Genomic DNA, 21,223 nt, shown 5'->3' on the forward strand with positions numbered 1-21,223 from the left:
TTTTCCTCCCTTTAAGGCTGCGTTTTCACCATTGCTTGTAACCCTGGTGAAGATGGTACGAAATGAACCCACGACTTTCCTGGTACAAGCTTTACAGGCTCCCCTGATTGCTCTACAGCCATTGGTATTCCATTAACGTTCGTCCATTCGACTTCCCTCAAATAGCCATTTTGAAATACATACGCATTTCCACCAGACGTTAAATCAATTGCTTGGCGACCAACATCATCAATGGTTTGATGGTCCATTTCAAAAAATAGTACATTTGCCAATGATACTGTTTCGCCTGTTAACATATCCTTTGTGTCCACGCCAGCCGATTGTCGTTCATAGTGATTACTTTGATAATCATACACATACGAGTTGTGGAAATCTTCATTCTTTCCATAGTAAATATCAACTTGACTTGTTTCAATGCCTATTTTACCACGTTCATCGGGTTCATAAAAAGTCTGAAGTACTTTTTCACTGTAATTCATTGAAGCGCCTACCATTTCAGCACCTTTTAGGATGTTTTCGGATGTAATATATGAATTATGCGGAGCCACACGGTCCCTGGAACGACTAAAAAGTATACCATCATAAGCCATTCCATTGATATGATCGACGATACGATGATCGAGCATCGTTTTTGCCTCTGGACTATAGCCATGTGCTACATAAAAAGCATCAAATCCCTTTGCCATATCAATGAAATAGGAGCGTGCACTTCGAACTGGACCAATATTTTCAGGTAGCTCACTTTGGTATATTGCTAAAAAGCGTGTCACATTGCCTTCCGCAAGCATTTCATAAATGACATCTGCATCAGCCAATCCAGATTGTGGACGTGCTGCTGGATGATTATTAATTGTGACCATAATAGGCCGCTGTGTAATTTCTTCTAGCACAGCCTCCCCAGTGAGTGGAGCCACGAATTTGGGTTGTTGAACAGGCTCCTCCCCAACCGTTTCCTCCTCCACTATAGAGTCATCGTCTTCTTTTACTTTTGGTGTATCCTTTGAACATCCACCGATCAACAAAGCACTAAATGCCATTGCAATCCATAATTTCTTTGATTTGAACACAAGCATACCTCTCCTTTGAACACTTACACATGACGGCAATTGTTTAAACAGCTGAAACACTTTCATTAATTAGCGCATAACAGCAGGTAATAATAACTTATTCTTCATCACATCGAAAATCCCTTTTGGTGTGATACGAATATATGGTAAATGAGTGGATTGTAAAAATAATAACGTGTAAATAGCATCTCCTAATTGATAACCTCGATCTGCTAAAGCTTGTTTTAAAGCATTTTCTTTCTCCGTTAATGCAAGTACGTCTCCATCATATAAAAGTCCACCGATTGTTAATGGGATGTCCGCTATCACTTCTCCTTTTTCGACTAGGACAATTCCACCATTTCTAGCCTTCATTTCTTCGAAAGCTTTGATCATATCTTCTTTGTTTTTTCCAATTAGCAAAATATCGCCTGTGTTTGAATAGGAGGATGCAAAGCCTTGAACATCTGTTGCAAATCCTTTAATCATCGTATTCACATGCCAGTTACCTTCCCGGTTAAGGAGCATTAAATAGCACTCGTCATGATTCGCCAGTTGCCCTTCTCTAGTTATGAAAGAGTTATAAGGCTTTGTAATAACATCATTGACTAACTGAATACCAAAGGGCATTGAAAACTGAAAATCTTGTGAATCTAATGAAAAATCTAAATCTAATGCTGGGATTGCAGAATAATCAACTGATGCAAATTTATGCACACGTTCTCCATCACGCTTCAACCAAACACCCTTCGATAAGACACTTTCAGGAACAGGATGATATTCATCTTGTAAAATATTCAGGGAAGCGAAGCGACCTGTCGCGATAAACCCATGTAAATTAGACATATTATAATAGCGTGCCACATTATAAGAAGCCATTTGATAGGCATCGATTGGAGATACTCCTGCATCTAAGGCTGCCTGAATACATTTATCCATCACACCATCCTCATGGAATGAAGGTGGTGAGCCATCTGTTGTCATCATTAAATGATCAAAAATAGGAAGTTCTTTTTCTACTATTCCTTTTAGCAGATGTGGTAAATCCGGACGAATGGAAGAATAACGTAATGTTACTGCATAGCCCTGCATAATGCGACGCTCTACTTCCTCCACTGTCATTGCCTCATGGTCTCCATCAGCACCAAGCAGTTTCATGCGTGCTAAAGTTCTTTCTGAAGCTCCAGGGAAATGTCCTTCAATTTTTTTCCCTAGCCCCTTTGCCATTTGCATACGATAAAGCATTTGATCGTCGCCATGCAGCAGCTTAGGCCAGCCTGTCAACTCTCCACCAAGCAAGACATCACTTCGCTCTAACCATTCCAATATGGACGTATTAGAGAAAACTTCTTCCTCTTGCTCCAGTTCAGTTTGTGAATCAAAGCGAGTCCACCAATAAAAAGAAAACGGTAGCTTTTTCAAGTTATCCAAAATTGAAAACGCTTTCTTATTTTCTAAATTTAAAACAAAACTTAAATTATCGGAAATAAAAGCTGTTGTTCCAAGCTGACCACAAAAATCTGCAAATGACTGTGGATGATAAAGCTGGAACGGATGGACGTGTGGTTCAATATAGCCTGGTACAATTGTTTTCCCTGTACAATCCACCACTTCTGTTCCTTCTAATAAAGGAGGCATTCTGTCACCAGCATAGACAATGCGATCTCCTAAAATCCAAATGTTTCCTACTACAAATTGTTTCAGCATACTATGCAAATAACGTGCATTTTTCAACACGATATCTGGTGCCTTTTTCCCATCGATTACTGCTAATTGCTGTCGTAACTTTGTTATTTTCCATACTGGATCCATGCTATTCGCTCCTTCCTAATTTACGTAATTTTTCATTGTGTAAATCCAACTTGAAATCACATACTACTACTGCATAATCGCATACTTTCATAAAAATTATGCTTTATGCAATCATCTTGTTTCAATCGTAACACAGCACTTTCATAAAGCAAAGTGCACCTCGCTTAATTTTTCCACAATGACTAAAGGAGGAAGTATGATGATGCAGCAAGCAAATTTAAGCGAAAAAAATGCATTTTGTCGTTTTGCAATGGGTACAAGTTTGACAGCATTTGGTATCGCTAAAGTTTCTAGAGATCCTAATTGTACAAAAGGTCGATTAATGATTGCATTAGGTGCCATGAAAATGGCTGAGGGACTCTTTAAATATTGTCCAACAAAGGCGCTCTTAAGCTCCAATATGCAAAATGCCATGAACACCTCTATGCAAAGTATGTTCAGCGGGCAAAATTCTATGTCTTCTGAACAAATCGATAAACTCATGAAGGATTTTTCCTCTGCTATATCTGGTAATTCTTCAGGTTCACAAGCTACCGCTTCAAAACAATCTGACACCAGCACTTCAACTCAAAATTCCTCAAATAGTAGCGATTCTTCAACGAATAAAGCTCAAAATCCTTCTTAGTCAAAGGAGCCGTCCCAATCTATTATTGAGACGGCTCTTACCTCTTACGTTTGAAACAACAAGAGGTTTCAAAAGATGATTAAAAATATTTTAAAATTTAGTGAAAATAACAATTACTTAAATGTACGCCAGCCAATATCTTGACGGAAGAAAAAGTGATCCCATGTTTCTGTAGCAATTCCAGCGTATACCTTTTCCTGTGCTTCCTGCAAAGTAGGAGCTTTGGCAGCAACTAACAGGACACGGCCACCATTACCAACAAATTGGCCATCCACTAATTTTGTACCTGCATGGAATACTGCATGGGATGTGGAAAGTGCCTCTAAATTCGGTAATGCTTTGCCTTTTTCAACGTCACCAGGATAGCCTTCTGCTGCAATGACAACACCAAGCATCGCTTCTTCTGACCATTGTAAATCAAATGGCTGTTCATCCATTAAAGCCATCATAAATGCCCCAAAATCAGAAACCATACGCGGTAACACTACTTGCGTTTCTGGATCACCAAAACGAGCATTAAATTCTATAACCTGAGGACCTTTCTTTGTTAAAATTAACCCAGCATATAAAATACCTGTAAAGGAAGCACCATCAGCATCCATCCCTCTAACAGTAGGTTCTACAATTGTATGATATGCAAGATCAACTACTTCTTGAGAGATTTGTGGTACAGGCGAGTATGCACCCATGCCTCCAGTGTTTGGTCCTTTATCACCGTCATAGGCACGTTTATGGTCTTGTGCAATAACCATTGGATAAATTTGTCCTTTATGTACAAAGGACATAAAGGAGAACTCTTCTCCGTCTAAAAATTCTTCAATGACAACACGTGAAGAGGAATCACCAAAGCGTTGATTGCCAATCATATCCTCGACAGCTTCAATTGCTTCTTCCTCTGTCATGGCCACAACAACACCCTTACCAGCCGCTAAACCATCTGCTTTAATGACAATAGGCGCCCCTTGTTCTTGAATATAAGCGATCGCTTTTTCTGCTTCAGTAAACGTTTCATGTGAGGCTGTAGGAATATTATATTTATTCATCATTTCTTTCGCATAGGATTTGCTACTTTCGATTTGAGCTGCAACCTTTGAAGGGCCAAAAATACGTAAACCTCTAGCTGTAAAGAAATCAACAATGCCTTCAGCAAGTGGCTGTTCTGGGCCAACAAATGTTAACGCAATATCATTTTCCTTGGCAAATTGAGCAAGACCTGCGAAATCCATTGTATCAATAGCTACAACTTCTATTTCGCCTCCCATTCCATCATTGCCTGGCGCTACAAATACTTTGTGAACCGATGGAGAAATGCTAAATTGTTTAGCGATTGCATGCTCACGACCGCCGCTTCCGATTACTAATACATTCATTTTAGAGAATCCTCCTATTTGTAAGTAAGACCGAGATGAACCAGCATCTCGGTCTGTTTTGTTTCTTATATGTTTTATTAATTAGTGTTTAAAATGGCGTACGCCTGTGAATACCATAGCAATTCCATATTCATTTGCTTTATCAATGGAATCTTGATCTTTAATCGAGCCACCTGGTTGAATAATAGCAGTAATTCCTGCCGCTGCTGCTGCTTCAACAGTATCACTCATTGGGAAAAATGCGTCTGATGCTAGTGCAGCACCTTTTGCTTTTTCTCCAGCTTGCTCAAAGGCAATTTTAGCAGCACCTACGCGGTTCATTTGACCTGCACCAACACCAAGTGTCATTTGGGAATCTGTTACAACAATCGCATTCGATTTAACATGTTTGACAACTGACCAACCAAGCTGTAATGCTTCCCATTCCTGTTTTGTTGGTTCACGATCTGTCACTACTTTAATATCTGCATTGCCAAAACCATAGCGATCCGGCTCTTGTACAAGAAGGCCACCTTCAACAGATACTACGTTGAATTGATCTTGTTTTGCTTGCTCAAATGGAATAGTTAGTAAGCGAATATTTTTCTTTTGCGTTAAAATGTCTAACGCTTCTTGTGAGAATGCAGGTGCAATAATGATTTCTAAGAAAATGTGACTTAACTTTTCAGCAGTTGCTGCATCTACTTCCATATTTAACGCGATAATACCACCAAAAATAGATGTTGAATCTGCTTCATAAGCTTTATCGAATGCTGCCTCTAATGTAATACCTGTACCAACGCCACATGGATTCATATGCTTTACTGCTACAGCAGCTGGCATTTCAAATTCTTTGACGATTTGTAGTGCTGCATTACCATCTTGAATATTGTTGTAGGATAACTCTTTCCCATGTAATTGTGTAGCATAGGCCAATGAGAAGTCTGAGCCAAGACGTTTTTGGTAGAAAGCCGCTTTTTGGTGCGGGTTTTCTCCATAGCGTAAATTTTGCTTTAACTCATATGTCATCGTTAAGCTCTCTGGGAATTCTTCTTCTGTCAGGTAGTTCGAAATATAAGAATCATAAGCGGCTGTGTGACGGAAAACTTTCGCAGCTAATTGACGACGTGTTTCAATTGTAGTTGCGCCGTTTGCTTTTAGTTCTTCTAATACTGTTGCATAGTCATTGCTATCCACGATTACTGTTACATATTGATGGTTTTTTGCAGCAGAGCGTAACATTGTTGGGCCACCGATATCAATGTTTTCAATTGCATCATCCCATGTTACATTAGGCTTTGAAATTGTTTCAACAAATGGATATAGATTAACACAAACAATCTCAATTGGCTCAATTCCATGCTCGTTCATTTGTGCTTGATGAGAAGCATCGTCAAACTTTCCTAATAGACCACCGTGGATCATTGGATTTAATGTTTTCACACGACCATCTAAAATTTCTGGGAACTTCGTTACTTCATCTACTGCCGTTACAGCCACCGCATTATCCTGTAACATTTTTTTCGTACCGCCAGTTGATAAAATTTCATAACCTAATGCTACTAATTCCTTTGCAAATTCTAAAATACCATCTTTATTGGAAACACTGATTAATGCACGTTTTGTCACAACAATATCCTCCTAATTTTTATCGTGCTTACCACGAACTGACTTGCTTCTATAAGATTAATAGAGTTAGGTCTTACTTGTTGAGTAAGGTTCTCGACCTAACTCCTCTTCAGTTATTGTAATAATTGCCGTAAAGCCTTTGTATATAATAGATGCTCTTGCTTATGAATTTCAGCTTCTGTTGCCTCTCGATTTCCTTCAATGACAGGTACAGCAGCCTGTGCGATAATCGGACCAGTATCCATTCCTTCATCAACAAAATGCACTGTTACCCCTGTAATCTTTACACCATGATTGATTGCCTGACCAATGGCGTCCTTCCCGGGGAATGCTGGCAATAAGGAAGGATGGATATTAACAATTCGTTGCGGAAAGGCTGCTAATAATACGTCACTAATTAAACGCATATACCCTGCAAGCACAATCCATTTCACATCGCATTCATGTAAAGCATCGATAATGGCTGTCTCATAAGCTGCTTTTGATGCAAACTCTTTTGGATTTAATGCTAACACTGGAATCCCCAAATTTTCAGCACGTGTCACTACAAACGCACCGGGCTTATCTGTCACCACTAGTTCAATCTTTGCATGCAGTTCTCCACTTCCGATCGCCTCTTGAATGGCTTGAAAATTACTCCCGCTGCCTGATGCGAACACGGCGATTTTTGTTGGTGCAGTCATTACACTAAACTCCCATCATGTGAGCCATTAAACACTACTCCGTCGCCTTTGATAACACGTCCGATTGGATAAGCCTTTTCACCATTTGCTTCTACTGCTGCCATTACTTTCTCAGCTTCAGCTACTGGCACAGCTATTACAAAACCAATCCCCATGTTAAAGACATTATATAGATCTTTATCTTCTAACTGGCCTTTATCTTTTAGGAATTCAAAGATACGTAATACTGGCCAAGAACCTAAGTCGATTTCCGTTGCTAATCCTTCTGGCATCATACGCGGTAGATTTTCATAGAAACCTCCACCAGTAACATGAGCACAACCATGTACATCTGCTGCCTTTAAAGCTGCTAATACTGGCTTAGCATATAGCTTTGTTGGCACGAGAAGAGCCTCCCCGATCGGTCCTAAATCTTCATAGCCTTCAACAATGGCATCCACCGTATATTGCTGATCTGCAAAAACAATTTTTCGCACTAAAGAATAACCGTTTGAATGTACACCACTTGATGCAATCCCAATAAGCACATCGCCTTCAACGATTTTTTCACCTGTCACAATGGCAGACTTTTCACAAGCACCTACTGCAAACCCTGCTAAATCATATTCGTCTTCTTCATAAAGACCAGGCATTTCTGCAGTTTCGCCACCAATTAGTGCTGCACCAGATTGCACACAGCCATCTGCAACACCTTTAACAATTTGTTCGATTTTTGCAGGCTCTGCTTTTCCAAGCGCTACGTAATCTAAAAAGTACAGTGGCTCTGCTCCTTGAGCAACAATATCATTGACACACATTGCTACACAATCCACACCAATTGTATCGTGCTTATCTACCATGAACGCTAGTTTTAGCTTTGTTCCAACACCATCTGTCCCTGAAATAAGAACAGGTTCTTTAAGATTTAGTTTTGACAAGTCAAACATGCCACCAAAGCCACCGAACGTTCCCATTACACCTAAACGGTTCGTACGTTCAACATGAGACTTCATTCGTTTTACAGCTTCATAACCCGCTTCAATATTTACACCTGCTTGTTCATATGCCTTTGACACGCAGAGTTCCTCCTTATCATCCAAATCGCCTCAGTACCCTAGAAGTCTTTGTATAGCCTTCTACCGATCACCAATCCGTTGCGATGTTTTTCTTAACGTAATAGTTCTTTTTCATGTGGTAAGATGGTATCCGGGAAAATCTCTGTTGGATATTTGCCTGTAAAGCATGCTAAGCATAGCCCACGATTGTCATCTTCATATGGTCGTGCAATTGTCTCTACCATGCCCTCAACAGAAAGGAACGTAAGAGAATCTGCACCGATTGCATCACGAATTTCATCTACTTTATGACTAGAGGCAATCAGCTCTTCATGTGTGGAAGTATCAATGCCATAATAACAAGGATTTGTCATTGGCGGTGAAGAGATCACAACATGAACTTCTGCTGCACCAGCATCTTTTAACATTTTGACAATACGACGTGATGTTGTACCACGCACAATTGAATCGTCCACCATTACTACACGTTTACCCTTTACAACTTGAACAACTGGTGACAGTTTCATTTTTACACCACGTTCACGTAATTCCTGTGTTGGCTGAATAAACGTACGACCAACATAGCGGTTTTTAATAAGACCTAATTCATAAGGGATGCCACTTTCTTCTGCAAAACCAATCGCTGCTGAAATACTTGAATCAGGTACACCCGTTACAACATCAGCCTCAATATGCGCACATTCACGGGCAAGTTGTTTCCCCATACGCTTACGCGCCATATGAACATTAATGCCATCAATATCTGAATCAGGACGAGCTAAATAAACATATTCCATCGCACACATCGAACGCTTTTCCATATCAGCAAAGCGATCCGATTTTACACCCTCATCATTAATAATGATGAGCTCTCCTGGCTCCACAGAACGAACGAATTCTGCACCAATTAAATCAAATGCACAAGTTTCAGAAGCTACCACCCAGCCATCTCCAAGCTTTCCAAGAGATAATGGACGTAAACCATGTGGATCACGTGCAACAAGCATTTCATCCTTTGTCATAATTAAGAAAGAATACGCACCCTTTAATAGAGAAAGGGCATTTTTCACCTTTGCACGGAATGGTGAATGCGAGCTTTTCTTAATAAGATGCGCCAGCACTTCTGTATCAGAGCTAGAATGGAAAATACTTCCTTGTCGTTCTAGATACTGTTTTAAATGTGTCGCATTGACTAAGTTACCGTTATGGGCAATTGAAAGGCTACCAGTTGAGGAGTGGAATAATAGTGGCTGTACGTTTTCAATACCGCCGCCACCAGCAGTCGTGTAACGAACATGAGCAATAGCCGCTTTGCCGTTGACTGCTTTTAATTTATCTTCGTTGAAAACATCATTAACTAGTCCTTCGCCTTTCACCGCGCGAAGATGCTGTCCATCTGAAACGACAATTCCAGCCCCTTCTTGTCCACGGTGTTGAAGAGCATGTAGCCCGTAATAGCTAAGGTGTGCTGGACTTGGGTTACCCCAAATACCAAACACCCCACATTCTTCGTTTAAGCCTCTGAGTTCAGCAAGCATGGGATTGCTCCTTTCCAATTAGAACGGAATTCCTCCACTGTACCTTCTACAAGCACACCTTTGTCCCCGTTGATTTTAACAAGTGCATCATTTGTTACGACACCAATTTGGTGAGCATCTTTGATGATTTCTACAAATGCAGCAGCATTTTCTTCTTTGACAGTTACAACAAAACGAGATTGACTTTCGCTGAATAATGCAGTTGTAGCAGATCCTGCTAATGTTACTTCAACACCAAGACCGTTTGCACCGAATGTTGTCTCAGTAATAGCGACTGCAAGACCACCCTCTGCAACGTCATGGGCAGATTGTACAAGACCAGCTTTAATCGCCTTTAATAAAGCTTGCTGACGTACCGCTTCCACTTCTAAATCTATAGCTGGCGCTTTTCCTGAAATAACGCCATTATTTAATAGTTTTTGTAGCTCTGAACCACCAAATTCAGTTTTTGTCTCACCAATGACAAAGACAAGATCTCCTGCAGCTTTTACATCCTGTGTAGTTACATGAGCTAAATCTTCGATAAGACCAACCATACCAATTGTTGGTGTTGGATAAACAGCTTCACCTGAACGCTCATTATAAAGAGAAACGTTACCACCGATTACTGGAGCATTTAATGCCGTACAAGCAGCAGAAATACCATCCGCAGATTTTTCAATTTGCCAGAAGATTTCTGGTTTCTCTGGATTACCAAAGTTTAAGCAGTCTGTAATCGCAAGTGGCGTACCACCCGTTGCCACGATATTACGTGCTGCTTCAGCTACTGCGATAGCTCCACCCACTTCTGGATCTAAATAGATATAGCGAGAGTTACAGTCCGTTGTCATCGCTAAACCTTTATTTGTCCCACGTACACGAATAACAGCAGCGTCAGACCCAGGCTTCACAACTGTCGATGTACGTACTTGATAATCGTATTGATCGTATACCCACTCTTTAGAAGCTATTGTTGGAGCTTGTAATAAAGCATTTAAAGTTTCTTTATAATCCGTCACAACTGGTTCTGCGTTCTCGATTGCTTGGAACTCAGCATAGTATGCAGGTTCAGCAGATGGTTTATGATAAACAGGAGCATCTTCTGCTAACGCATCAGCAGGTACTTCTGCCACTACTTGTCCTTTGTGTAAAAGGCGAAGCATTTTATCATCCGTTACTCGACCGATTGCTACAGCATCTAAATCATATTTATCAAAAATCGCTTTAATTTCATCTTCACGACCTTTTTTCACCACTAATAACATACGTTCTTGAGACTCAGATAACATCATTTCGTACGCTGTCATACCTGTCTCACGTTGAGGCACTAAGTCTAAATTCATTTCTACACCAGAGCCTGCTTTTGAAGCCATTTCTGCTGATGAAGAAGTAAGACCAGCTGCACCCATATCTTGAATACCAACTAGAGCATCAGATTTTACAACTTCTAAACATGCTTCAAGTAAAAGTTTCTCCATGAATGGGTCCCCTACTTGTACTGCTGGACGTTGGTTATCTGATTCCTCTGTTAATTCCTCAGAGGCAAATGTTGCACCATGAATTCCGTCACGACCTGTTTTCGCACCTACATACATAACTGTATTGCCGACACCCGCAGCAATACCACGTTGAATATCTTGATGGTCAATTAAACCGACACACATTGCATTAACAAGTGGATTACCTTCATAGCAAGGATCAAATTGAATCTCGCCACCAACGGTCGGAATTCCGATGCAGTTACCATAACCTGCGATACCCGCAACAACTTCTTCAAAAAGATATTTACCACGTGCTGATTTTAATTCACCAAAACGTAATGAATTTAGCATGGCAATTGGACGTGCACCCATGGAGAAAACGTCACGGATAATACCGCCAACACCTGTTGCAGCTCCTTGATAAGGTTCGATTGCAGATGGATGGTTATGTGATTCCATTTTAAATACTACTGCCTGTTCATCACCAATATCGACAATACCCGCACCTTCACCTGGACCTTGTAATACTTGTGGCCCTTTTGTCGGGAACTTACGTAGTACTGGCTTTGAATTTTTGTAAGAGCAGTGCTCAGACCACATTACTGAGAAAAGACCTGTCTCTGTCCAGTTAGGTAGACGTCCTAAAATACCTTCTACCATTGCAAATTCTTCGTCTGACATCCCCATACCAGCGTATAGCTTTTCATCCTTAATTTGCTGTGCTGTTGGCTCAAACTTAGTTGTTGACATGATTTTCCCTCCACTGCTTCACAATTGATTTGAATACTGCTAGACCGTCTGCGCCGCCCACCAATGCATCAACAGCTCGCTCTGGGTGTGGCATCATCCCTAGTACATTGCCGCGCTCGTTTATAATCCCTGCGATATCTTCTAAAGAACCGTTTGGATTGTCACCTGAGTATGTGAATACGATTTGATTATTATCTTTTAGTGATTGTAAAGTTTCCTCGTCACAGTAGTAATTACCTTCACCATGTGCGATTGGAATATTGATGATTTGACCTTGCTCATATTGATTTGTGAATAATGTATTGTTGTTTTCCACTTTTAGCTGTACTGTACGGCACATAAATTTTAAGTTTTTATTGCGTAGTAAAGCCCCTGGTAATAAACCAGCTTCCGTCAGAATTTGGAAGCCATTACATACACCTAATACAGGTTTACCAGCATCTGCTGCTTTCTTAACCTCTGCCATAATGTTAGATTGATTAGCCATTGCACCACAACGAAGGTAGTCCCCATAGGAGAATCCTCCAGGTACTAATACGCCATCAAAGCCACTTAGATCTGTTGCTGTATGCCATACATATTCTACTTCTTCACCTAGCTCGTCTTTAATCGCATGATACATATCGATGTCACAGTTTGACCCAGGGAATACGAGTACTGCGAATTTCATGATTAGTTAGCCTCCTCGACTTCAAAACGGTAGTCTTCAATTACAACGTTCGTTAAAACCTTTTCACACATTTCTTTTACTAGAGTATCAATGTCACGTTCTGAGTCTTTAAGAGTTAGCTCAAGATATTTACCGATACGTAAATCTTCTACCTCACCGTAGCCCATTTTAGCTAAAGAACCTTGTACTGCAGAGCCTTGTGGATCAAGAATGCTCTCACGTAATGTTACATAGATTTTTACTTTTTTCATTGTTATTTGCCTCCGAGTCTAGAAAGTATAATAGTATAAACTTCAGTTAAATTACCAAGGTCTCGACGAAAAACATCTTTGTCTAACTTTTGCTTTGTAGTTGCATCCCAAAGTCTGCATGTGTCTGGTGAGATTTCATCTGCCAATAATACATTGCCATCCATATCACGGCCAAACTCTAATTTAAAATCAATTAATGTTACATTGATATCTGCAAAGATTGGCTGTAGAACTTTGTTAACAGCTAGTGCTCCATCATAAATGGCTGTTACTTCAGTAGGTGTCGCAAGATCCAGAACGTCAATATGTTCTGTCGTAATGAGTGGGTCGCCTAACGCATCGTCTTTATAGTAAAATTCTACGATTGGTCGTTTTAAGGCTGTTCCCTCTTCAAGACCAAGACGTTTTGCTAAACTTCCTGCGGCAATATTACGAACAACAACTTCAATCGGAATAATTTCTACTTTTTTTACAAGTTGTTGTGTATCTGATAATTGTTTTACGAAATGTGACGCAATTCCGTTTGCTTGTAATTTTTCGAAAATTAATGAAGTAATGCGATTATTTAAAATGCCCTTGCCGTCAATTTCTTCTTTTTTTTCGCCATTGAATGCTGTTGCACTATCCTTGTACTCAACTAGTAGCACATGTGGCTCCTCTGTTGTGAACAATTTTTTTGCTTTACCTTCATACAAAAGTTGACCTTTAGTCATGTCGTTTTTCCCCCTGATATTATGAGATACGCTTGTTATGAATGATCAGAATTGAATCGTGTCTCCACGATTCAACTCTGAAACATTTACTGGTGGCTCTAACATTTACTTTTAGATGGCTAAATAAATATTAGTTAAGTCCTAGTCGTTCAAAAATCATATCAACATGCTGTAAGTGGTAGTTATAATCAAAGCACTCATCCAGCTCTTCTTGTGTTAAATAAGATGTGATTTTTTCACTTGCATCGACCAATGTACGGAACTGAACTTGCTCGTCCCATGCCTGCATTGCTAAAGGTTGTACTGTATCATAAGCTTCCTCACGTACTAATCCCTTATCGATTAATGCTAATAAGATGCGTTGAGAATAAATAAGACCATATGTGCGTTCCATGTTACGTTTCATGTTCTCAGGGAATACTGTTAAGTTTTTCACAATATTACCGAAGCGATTAAGCATATAGTTAAGAGTAATTGTTGCATCCGGTAAAATAACGCGCTCTGCAGATGAATGAGAAATATCACGTTCATGCCATAAAGCTACATTTTCATAAGCTGTCACCATATATCCACGCATTAAACGAGACATCCCAACCATGTTTTCAGAACCGATTGGATTACGTTTATGTGGCATTGCGGATGAGCCCTTTTGCCCTTTTGCAAAAGCTTCTTCTACTTCACGCGTTTCAGATTTCTGTAAGCCGCGAATTTCTGTTGCGAATTTTTCAATTGATGTAGCAACTAAAGCTAATGCACCTAAATACTGCGCATGGCGATCACGCTGTAAAGTTTGTGTTGAAATCGGTGATGCAGCAAGACCTAGTTGATCACAAACATATTGCTCAACACGAGGATCGATATTGGCATATGTTCCAACAGCTCCAGACATTTTTCCTGTTTCAATTACTTTGGCTGCTGCTTCAAAACGTTCAAGGTTACGCTTCATTTCCTCATACCATAAACCAAGTTTTAAACCAAAAGTTGTTGGTTCTGCATGAACACCATGTGTACGTCCCATCATCACCGTATGTTTATGCTCTTTTGCCTTAGCCGCAATAATATCAATGAAATTCACGATGTCCTTGCGCAAAATATCATTTGCTTGTTTGATTAAATAAGAAAGTGCTGTGTCTACTACGTCTGTAGAAGTTAAACCATAATGTACCCATTTACGCTCTTCCCCAAGTGTTTCCGAAACGGCACGCGTAAAGGCTACAACGTCATGACGTGTTTCTTGTTCAATTTCTAAAATGCGATTCACATCAAATGAAGCATTTTCACGAATTTTAGCAACATCCTCTTTTGGAATATCGCCTATCTCTGCCCAAGCCTCACATGCTAAAATTTCAACCTCTAGCCAAGCTTGGTACTTATTTTGTTCTGTCCAAATTGCGCCCATTTCGGGTCTTGTGTAACGTTCAATCATCGCGTTTCTCCTTCTATTCTGACCAAATGCCAGAACTCTCGATTTGTTGTAGTGTTTCCTCTAAGCTTTTTGTCATAATCGTTACATGGCCCATTTTACGGTTTACCTTAGCTTCAGCTTTCCCATAAAGATGGATGGACCATTCAGGATATTTAGCAATTGAGTTACTGAGTGGCACGACATGCTGCCCTAATACATTGACCATAATGGATGGCGCCCAAAGTTCTGGCTTACGTAATGGCCAACCACAAACAGCACGAATATGCTGATGGAATTGTGAAACATTACACGCTTCTATTGAATAATGACCAGAATTATGAGGTCTTGGTGCTAATTCATTAATAACAATGCTACCATCTTCTAACACAAACATTTCTACTGCTAGCGTTCCTACTAAATGTAAGTAATCTGCAATTTTTAAAGCTTCTCGTTCCGCAGCTTGAGCTGTGCTTTCAGATATGCGAGCAGGCACAATTGTTTCATGCAGAATATGATGAACATGAATGTTCTCTCCAACTGGCTGACAATACGATTCACCATGACCATTTCTTTGAACAATGACCGATACTTCCTTTAGGAAAGGAACAAAACCTTCTGCAATACATTGAGAATGTGTGAATAGTTCTTTCGCTAAAGGTAAATCTTCAGTTGACTTTAAAAGCTGCTGTCCCTTGCCATCATAACCACCTCTTGCTGTTTTGACTATACAAGGATAACCAATCGAATCAATATTGGCTACTAATTCTTCATAAGTTTTTGCAACAATATATGGTGCTACTGGGCAACTAGCCTTCACAATAGCGTCTTTCTCTGTTATACGGTTTTGTGTAATACGTACCAACTCTGCTCCTTGAGGAACATAAGCCATTTGTGATAAGCGCTTTAAGCCTTCATAATCAATATTTTCAAATTCATAAGTGATAACATCACTTACTTCTGCAAGTTCTTCTAAAGCAGCTTCATCATCATATGGAGCTACAATACGAATATCAGCTACCTGCCCACACGGCGAGTCCATTGCAGGCTCAAGAACAGCCACTTTAAAACCTGACTCCTTTGCAGCAAGCGCCATCATTCGACCAAGTTGTCCTCCGCCTATAATACCTATCGTTTGTCCAGGATAAATAATCTTCGTCACACTAAGTCACCTGTGCTTTCTAATACTTGCTGCTTCGTTGCTTCACGTCTAGCATCTAATTTATTAGCAAGTACAGCATCTGTTGTTGACAAAATTTGAGCTGCTAGTAATCCTGCGTTTGTTGCTCCCGCTTTGCCAATCGCTACAGTTGCTACAGGTACACCACCAGGCATTTGAACGATAGATAATAATGAATCGAGTCCGTTAAGTGCACGTGATTGAACTGGTACACCAATGACAGGTAATGTTGTTTTAGCTGCTACCATTCCAGGTAAATGTGCAGCTCCACCTGCCCCAGCGATAATTACTTGTAGTCCTCGCTCACGAGCTGTCTCTGCATAGTCAAACATTAAATCAGGTGTACGATGTGCAGATACAACCTTTTTTTCATACGGTACTTGTAATTCATCTAAAATATCACATGCATGTTTCATTGTTTCCCAGTCACTTGAACTACCCATAATGACACCGATTTTCGGATTCATAAATTGTCGCTCCTTTTAAACGATAGAAAAATGATCAATTATTGTGCAAGCCTCTATTATTAATAGCTACTGCAATTTTTATCTATTTACAAAGAAAATCCCCAAATAAACTACTCTCTACTATTACACGTGAAAGCAGTTTACTTGAGGACTTAGTAAGACAAGAATATCTCCATGTACATAACTGCACAAGGATCTTCTCGTAATATGCCAAAAGTGCTTTCCCGCATAGTCCAGCATTTACGGTGCCGGGTAGAGACACTAGAGCCAATCCTCTAGCATATATGTGGGATTTATTTGTTTTTCCTTATCACATTTTAACAAGGGATTGCCTTATCGTCAATGCAAAAATGCGAACGTTTTTTATAAGTGCAAAAAAAATGTTCGGTTTTTGGTCAAATTTATTCAGTATCTTGAGTAGGTATAGCTTTAAATTGAATTTTTTGACGCAAAAAGGCTGGTTCACCATCTACTATATGAAAAAGCGGCTCTTCTTTTCGCCCTATGGCCATGAAACCATCCTGCTGCATTCTTGCTAAACAATCCTCGATCGACTCATTTTCTTGTACCTCATACCAAATTTGCTTTTTCCCCAACTTTTTCTTCCTTTCCACTTCACATTTTACATATTTACTACTTGTATTACATTATACCTTTTGTTGCTTAAAGAAGTATGTAAGAACATATAATGAGGTTCTTTCAATAGAAAAAACTGCAGATTCATATCCGCAGTTTTAATTAAGGTTCATTAAATCCATAAAAAGCTTTAAAATAGATACCTAAAAATAATAATAGTAGGAATGAATGAAGGACAACAAGAACCATGCGATAGCCTTTAATGCCTAAGAGAGCACTAACAATGCCTAAACCACCTAAAATAAAGGGCATAAACATATTGACTTGATAGAGAAATGTAAAAAAGCCTCCATACCATTTCGTTGAATCATAACCAAACAGAAAGAATATAAGTAGTAGACTCAAGATCGAAATAGCCGTAAAAAGGTTACGCCTCATTTTGATTCCTCCTATGAATCAAGATCAATCAATATGTATATAATTTAATTTATTATAGCATTTTATGAATATTTCATAAAACAAAAAAAGCCATGGAATATATCCATGACTTTTTAAATTGCCTAGCGACGTCCTACTCTCACAGGGGGAAGCCCCCAACTACCATCGGCGCTAAAGAGCTTAACTTCCGTGTTCGGTATGGGAACGGGTGTGACCTCTTTGCCATCATCACTAGACTATGGTCGGCTTTCAATATACATCGCATTTCTTCGTCAGCTTCTGTCCTTCAGTCAGTCACGTACTTGAGTACGCTCCTTTCCTCTCTCCATTGCTTCCTCGAACTACTCGTATTTTGAAACCCTTCATAAAAGAAATTATTCTTTCAAAACTGGATAAACGGTTCATTGAATGGTTCAAACGTTTTTGGTTAAGTCCTCGATCGATTAGTATTCGTCAGCTCCATGTGTCACCACACTTCCACCTCGAACCTATCTACCTCATCGTCTTTGAGGGATCTTACTTACTTGCGTAATGGGAAATCTCATCTTGAGGGGGGCTTCATGCTTAGATGCTTTCAGCACTTATCCCGTCCACACATAGCTACCCAGCGATGCCTTTGGCAAGACAACTGGTACACCAGCGGTGTGTCCATCCCGGTCCTCTCGTACTAAGGACAGCTCCTCTCAAATTTCCTACGCCCACGACGGATAGGGACCGAACTGTCTCACGACGTTCTGAACCCAGCTCGCGTACCGCTTTAATGGGCGAACAGCCCAACCCTTGGGACCGACTACAGCCCCAGGATGCGATGAGCCGACATCGAGGTGCCAAACCTCCCCGTCGATGTGGACTCTTGGGGGAGATAAGCCTGTTATCCCCGGGGTAGCTTTTATCCGTTGAGCGATGGCCCTTCCATGCGGAACCACCGGATCACTAAGCCCGTCTTTCGACCCTGCTCGACTTGTAGGTCTCGCAGTCAAGCTCCCTTGTGCCTTTACACTCTACGAATGATTTCCAACCATTCTGAGGGAACCTTTGGGCGCCTCCGTTACCTTTTAGGAGGCGACCGCCCCAGTCAAACTGTCCGCCTGACACTGTCTCCTGCCCCGCTAAGGGGCATGGGTTAGAATTTCAATACAACCAGGGTAGTATCCCACCGACGCCTCCTTCGAAGCTGGCGCTCCGAGATCTCTGGCTCCTACCTATCCTGTACAAGTTGTACCAAAATTCAATATCAGGCTACAGTAAAGCTCCACGGGGTCTTTCCGTCCTGTCGCGGGTAACCTGCATCTTCACAGGTACTATAATTTCACCGAGTCTCTCGTTGAGACAGTGCCCAGATCGTTACGCCTTTCGTGCGGGTCGGAACTTACCCGACAAGGAATTTCGCTACCTTAGGACCGTTATAGTTACGGCCGCCGTTTACTGGGGCTTCAATTCGCAGCTTCGCTTGCGCTAACCACTCCTCTTAACCTTCCAGCACCGGGCAGGCGTCAGCCCCTATACGTCACCTTACGGTTTTGCAGAGACCTGTGTTTTTGCTAAACAGTCGCCTGGGCCTATTCACTGCGGCTCTCATGCGCTTGCACGCTCAAGAGCACCCCTTCTCCCGAAGTTACGGGGTCATTTTGCCGAGTTCCTTAACGAGAGTTCTCTCGCACACCTTAGGATTCTCTCCTCGACTACCTGTGTCGGTTTGCGGTACGGGCACCTCTCACCTCGATAGAGGCTTTTCTTGGCAGTGTGAAATCAGGAACTTCGTCCATACGGACTCGCCATCACAGCTCAACGTTACAGTGTGCGGATTTGCCTACACACACGCCTTACTGCTTGGACGCGCATAACCAACAGCGCGCTTACCCTATCCTACTGCGTCCCCCCATTTCTCAAACGGTGAGGAGGTGGTACAGGAATATCAACCTGTTGTCCATCGCCTACGCCTATCGGCCTCGGCTTAGGTCCCGACTAACCCTGAGCGGACGAGCCTTCCTCAGGAAACCTTAGTCATACGGTGGACGGGATTCTCACCCGTCTTTCGCTACTCATACCGGCATTCTCACTTCTAAGCGCTCCACCAGTCCTTCCGGTCTGACTTCAACGCACTTAGAACGCTCTCCTACCACTGACATCGTAGATGTCAATCCACAGCTTCGGTGAATCGTTTAGCCCCGATACATTTTCGGCGCAGCGTCACTCGACCAGTGAGCTATTACGCACTCTTTAAATGATGGCTGCTTCTAAGCCAACATCCTGGTTGTCTGTGCAACGCCACATCCTTTTCCACTTAACGATTACTTTGGGACCTTAGCTGGTGGTCTGGGCTGTTTCCCTTTTGACTACGGATCTTATCACTCGCAGTCTGACTCCCGTGTATAAATATCTGGCATTCGGAGTTTGTCTGAATTCGGTAAACCGGGATGGCCCCCTAGTCCAAACAGTGCTCTACCTCCAGTATTCTCATCACGAGGCTAGCCCTAAAGCTATTTCGGAGAGAACCAGCTATCTCCAAGTTCGATTGGAATTTCTCCGCTACCCACACCTCATCCCCGCACTTTTCAACGTGCGTGGGTTCGGGCCTCCAGTAAGTGTTACCTTACCTTCACCCTGGACATGGGTAGATCACCTGGTTTCGGGTCTACGACCACGTACTATTTCGCCCTATTCAGACTCGCTTTCGCTGCGGCTCCGCCTTCTAAAGCTTAACCTCGCACGTAATCGTAACTCGCCGGTTCATTCTACAAAAGGCACGCTATCACCCATTAACGGGCTCTAACTACTTGTAGGCACACGGTTTCAGGATCTCTTTCACTCCCCTTCCGGGGTGCTTTTCACCTTTCCCTCACGGTACTGGTTCACTATCGGTCACTAGGTAGTATTTAGCCTTGGGAGATGGTCCTCCCGGATTCCGACGGAATTTCACGTGTTCCGCCGTACTCAGGATCCACTCAGGAGAGAACGAACTTTCGACTACAGGGCTTTTACCTGCTCTGGCGGACCTTTCCAAGTCGCTTCATCTAACTCGCTCTTTTGTAACTCCGTATTGAGTGTCCTACAACCCCAAGAGGCAAGCCTCTTGGTTTGGGCTCTTCCCGTTTCGCTCGCCGCTACTCAGGGAATCGATTTTTCTTTCTCTTCCTCCAGGTACTTAGATGTTTCAGTTCCCTGGGTCTGCCTTCAAGACGCTATGTATTCACGTCAAGATACTACGCGATTAAACGTAGTGGGTTCCCCCATTCGGAAATCTCCGGATCAAAGCTCACTTACAGCTCCCCGAAGCATATCGGTGTTAGTGCCGTCCTTCTTCGGCTCCTAGTGCCAAGGCATTCGCCGTGCGCCCTTAATAACTTAACCTAACGGCTTTCAATACACATCACATTTCGTTGTCAGCTTCACTCGTTCAATCAGTCACGTACTCAAGTACGCTCCTTCATTCACTCGATTGCTTCCTAGAACTGCTCGTGTCTTGAAACCTTCTAATGTTATTAAGCCTATAAAAAAACTTAAAAAATAAATGTGTTTGTTACAATTTCAATGTCGTTTTATCCAGTTTTCAAAGAACAAAGATTGGTGGAGCCTAGCGGGATCGAACCGCTGACCTCC

At 41.5% G+C, this 21,223-nt stretch carries 17 protein-coding genes, 1 tRNA gene, 2 rRNA genes and 1 riboswitch (1 of these 21 only partly in view); of the genes, 1 reads left to right on the top strand and 19 read right to left on the bottom strand.

The features are described 5' to 3' along the window. Positions 1–11 precede the first annotated feature (11 nt). Positions 12–1,073: a DUF3048 domain-containing protein gene (locus tag NST76_RS19160; RefSeq protein WP_342544336.1), complete on the bottom strand. Its 1,062-nt coding sequence runs from the start codon at positions 1,071–1,073 to the stop codon at positions 12–14. Between the two features lie 63 nt (positions 1,074–1,136). Continuing rightward, on the bottom strand, positions 1,137–2,858 hold the full coding sequence (locus tag NST76_RS19165) for an adenine deaminase C-terminal domain-containing protein (RefSeq protein ID WP_036123472.1): 1,722 nt from the start codon (positions 2,856–2,858) through the stop codon (positions 1,137–1,139). A 196-nt stretch (positions 2,859–3,054) separates the two neighbouring features. Between NST76_RS19165 and NST76_RS19170 the strand changes: the two genes are divergently transcribed. Further along, positions 3,055–3,483: a YgaP-like transmembrane domain gene (locus NST76_RS19170; protein ID WP_249663929.1), complete on the top strand. Its 429-nt coding sequence runs from the start codon at positions 3,055–3,057 to the stop codon at positions 3,481–3,483. Between the two features lie 113 nt (positions 3,484–3,596). Here NST76_RS19170 and purD read toward each other — a convergent pair whose 3' ends face one another. From purD to NST76_RS19255, 17 genes are all read right to left on the bottom strand, one after another. Continuing rightward, positions 3,597–4,853, bottom strand: a complete 1,257-nt coding sequence (gene purD / locus NST76_RS19175) for a phosphoribosylamine--glycine ligase (protein WP_036123475.1) — start codon at positions 4,851–4,853, stop codon at positions 3,597–3,599. 81 nt (positions 4,854–4,934) lie between these two features. Beyond that, positions 4,935–6,461: a bifunctional phosphoribosylaminoimidazolecarboxamide formyltransferase/IMP cyclohydrolase gene (gene purH / locus NST76_RS19180; RefSeq protein ID WP_036123476.1), complete on the bottom strand. Its 1,527-nt coding sequence runs from the start codon at positions 6,459–6,461 to the stop codon at positions 4,935–4,937. A gap of 113 nt (positions 6,462–6,574) precedes the next feature. After that, positions 6,575–7,144 (bottom strand): phosphoribosylglycinamide formyltransferase, encoded by a 570-nt coding sequence (purN, locus tag NST76_RS19185; protein WP_036123479.1) that lies wholly within the window; start codon positions 7,142–7,144, stop codon positions 6,575–6,577. Further along, positions 7,144–8,199 (bottom strand): phosphoribosylformylglycinamidine cyclo-ligase, encoded by a 1,056-nt coding sequence (gene purM / locus NST76_RS19190; protein WP_330493942.1) that lies wholly within the window; start codon positions 8,197–8,199, stop codon positions 7,144–7,146. The genes purN and purM overlap by 1 nt, the downstream gene beginning before the upstream one ends. A 92-nt stretch (positions 8,200–8,291) precedes the next feature. Continuing rightward, positions 8,292–9,716, bottom strand: coding sequence for an amidophosphoribosyltransferase (gene purF, locus NST76_RS19195; RefSeq protein ID WP_058844201.1), 1,425 nt, complete (start codon positions 9,714–9,716; stop codon positions 8,292–8,294). After that, positions 9,692–11,926: a phosphoribosylformylglycinamidine synthase subunit PurL gene (gene purL / locus NST76_RS19200; protein WP_101966908.1), complete on the bottom strand. Its 2,235-nt coding sequence runs from the start codon at positions 11,924–11,926 to the stop codon at positions 9,692–9,694. The genes purF and purL overlap by 25 nt, the downstream gene beginning before the upstream one ends. Further along, positions 11,913–12,596 (bottom strand): phosphoribosylformylglycinamidine synthase subunit PurQ, encoded by a 684-nt coding sequence (gene purQ, locus NST76_RS19205; RefSeq protein ID WP_054611985.1) that lies wholly within the window; start codon positions 12,594–12,596, stop codon positions 11,913–11,915. Before purQ ends, purL begins: the two co-directional genes overlap by 14 nt. A gap of 2 nt (positions 12,597–12,598) precedes the next feature. Next, positions 12,599–12,847: a phosphoribosylformylglycinamidine synthase subunit PurS gene (gene purS / locus NST76_RS19210; protein ID WP_036124064.1), complete on the bottom strand. Its 249-nt coding sequence runs from the start codon at positions 12,845–12,847 to the stop codon at positions 12,599–12,601. A 2-nt stretch (positions 12,848–12,849) separates the two neighbouring features. After that, positions 12,850–13,560: a phosphoribosylaminoimidazolesuccinocarboxamide synthase gene (gene purC / locus NST76_RS19215; RefSeq protein ID WP_342544340.1), complete on the bottom strand. Its 711-nt coding sequence runs from the start codon at positions 13,558–13,560 to the stop codon at positions 12,850–12,852. A 130-nt stretch (positions 13,561–13,690) separates the two neighbouring features. Continuing rightward, positions 13,691–14,986 carry an adenylosuccinate lyase gene (gene purB, locus NST76_RS19220; RefSeq protein ID WP_036124073.1) on the bottom strand — a complete coding sequence of 432 codons (1,296 nt, stop codon included), beginning with the start codon at positions 14,984–14,986 and terminating at the stop codon, positions 13,691–13,693. Positions 14,987–14,999: 13 nt separating this feature from the next. Beyond that, positions 15,000–16,124, bottom strand: coding sequence for a 5-(carboxyamino)imidazole ribonucleotide synthase (gene purK, locus NST76_RS19225; protein ID WP_036124076.1), 1,125 nt, complete (start codon positions 16,122–16,124; stop codon positions 15,000–15,002). Beyond that, on the bottom strand, positions 16,121–16,609 hold the full coding sequence (purE, locus tag NST76_RS19230; RefSeq protein ID WP_089934991.1) for a 5-(carboxyamino)imidazole ribonucleotide mutase: 489 nt from the start codon (positions 16,607–16,609) through the stop codon (positions 16,121–16,123). The genes purK and purE overlap by 4 nt, the downstream gene beginning before the upstream one ends. Positions 16,610–16,818: 209 nt before the next feature. Next, positions 16,819–16,917: riboswitch (purine riboswitch) on the bottom strand. A 93-nt stretch (positions 16,918–17,010) separates the two neighbouring features. Continuing rightward, positions 17,011–17,205 (bottom strand): NETI motif-containing protein, encoded by a 195-nt coding sequence (locus NST76_RS19235; protein ID WP_089934989.1) that lies wholly within the window; start codon positions 17,203–17,205, stop codon positions 17,011–17,013. A 142-nt stretch (positions 17,206–17,347) separates the two neighbouring features. After that, positions 17,348–17,623 (bottom strand): hypothetical protein, encoded by a 276-nt coding sequence (locus NST76_RS19240; protein WP_036124085.1) that lies wholly within the window; start codon positions 17,621–17,623, stop codon positions 17,348–17,350. A 120-nt stretch (positions 17,624–17,743) separates the two neighbouring features. Further along, a 5S ribosomal RNA gene (rrf, locus tag NST76_RS19245) occupies positions 17,744–17,859 on the bottom strand. A 187-nt stretch (positions 17,860–18,046) separates the two neighbouring features. Further along, positions 18,047–20,974, bottom strand: a 23S ribosomal RNA gene (locus tag NST76_RS19250). Positions 20,975–21,188: 214 nt separating this feature from the next. After that, positions 21,189–21,223 (bottom strand) — tRNA-Ala (locus NST76_RS19255) (it continues 41 nt past the right edge of the window).

The organism is Lysinibacillus sp. FSL W7-1291 (assembly GCF_038593415.1).
In the GTDB taxonomy this organism is placed as follows: domain Bacteria; phylum Bacillota; class Bacilli; order Bacillales_A; family Planococcaceae; genus Lysinibacillus; species Lysinibacillus fusiformis_D.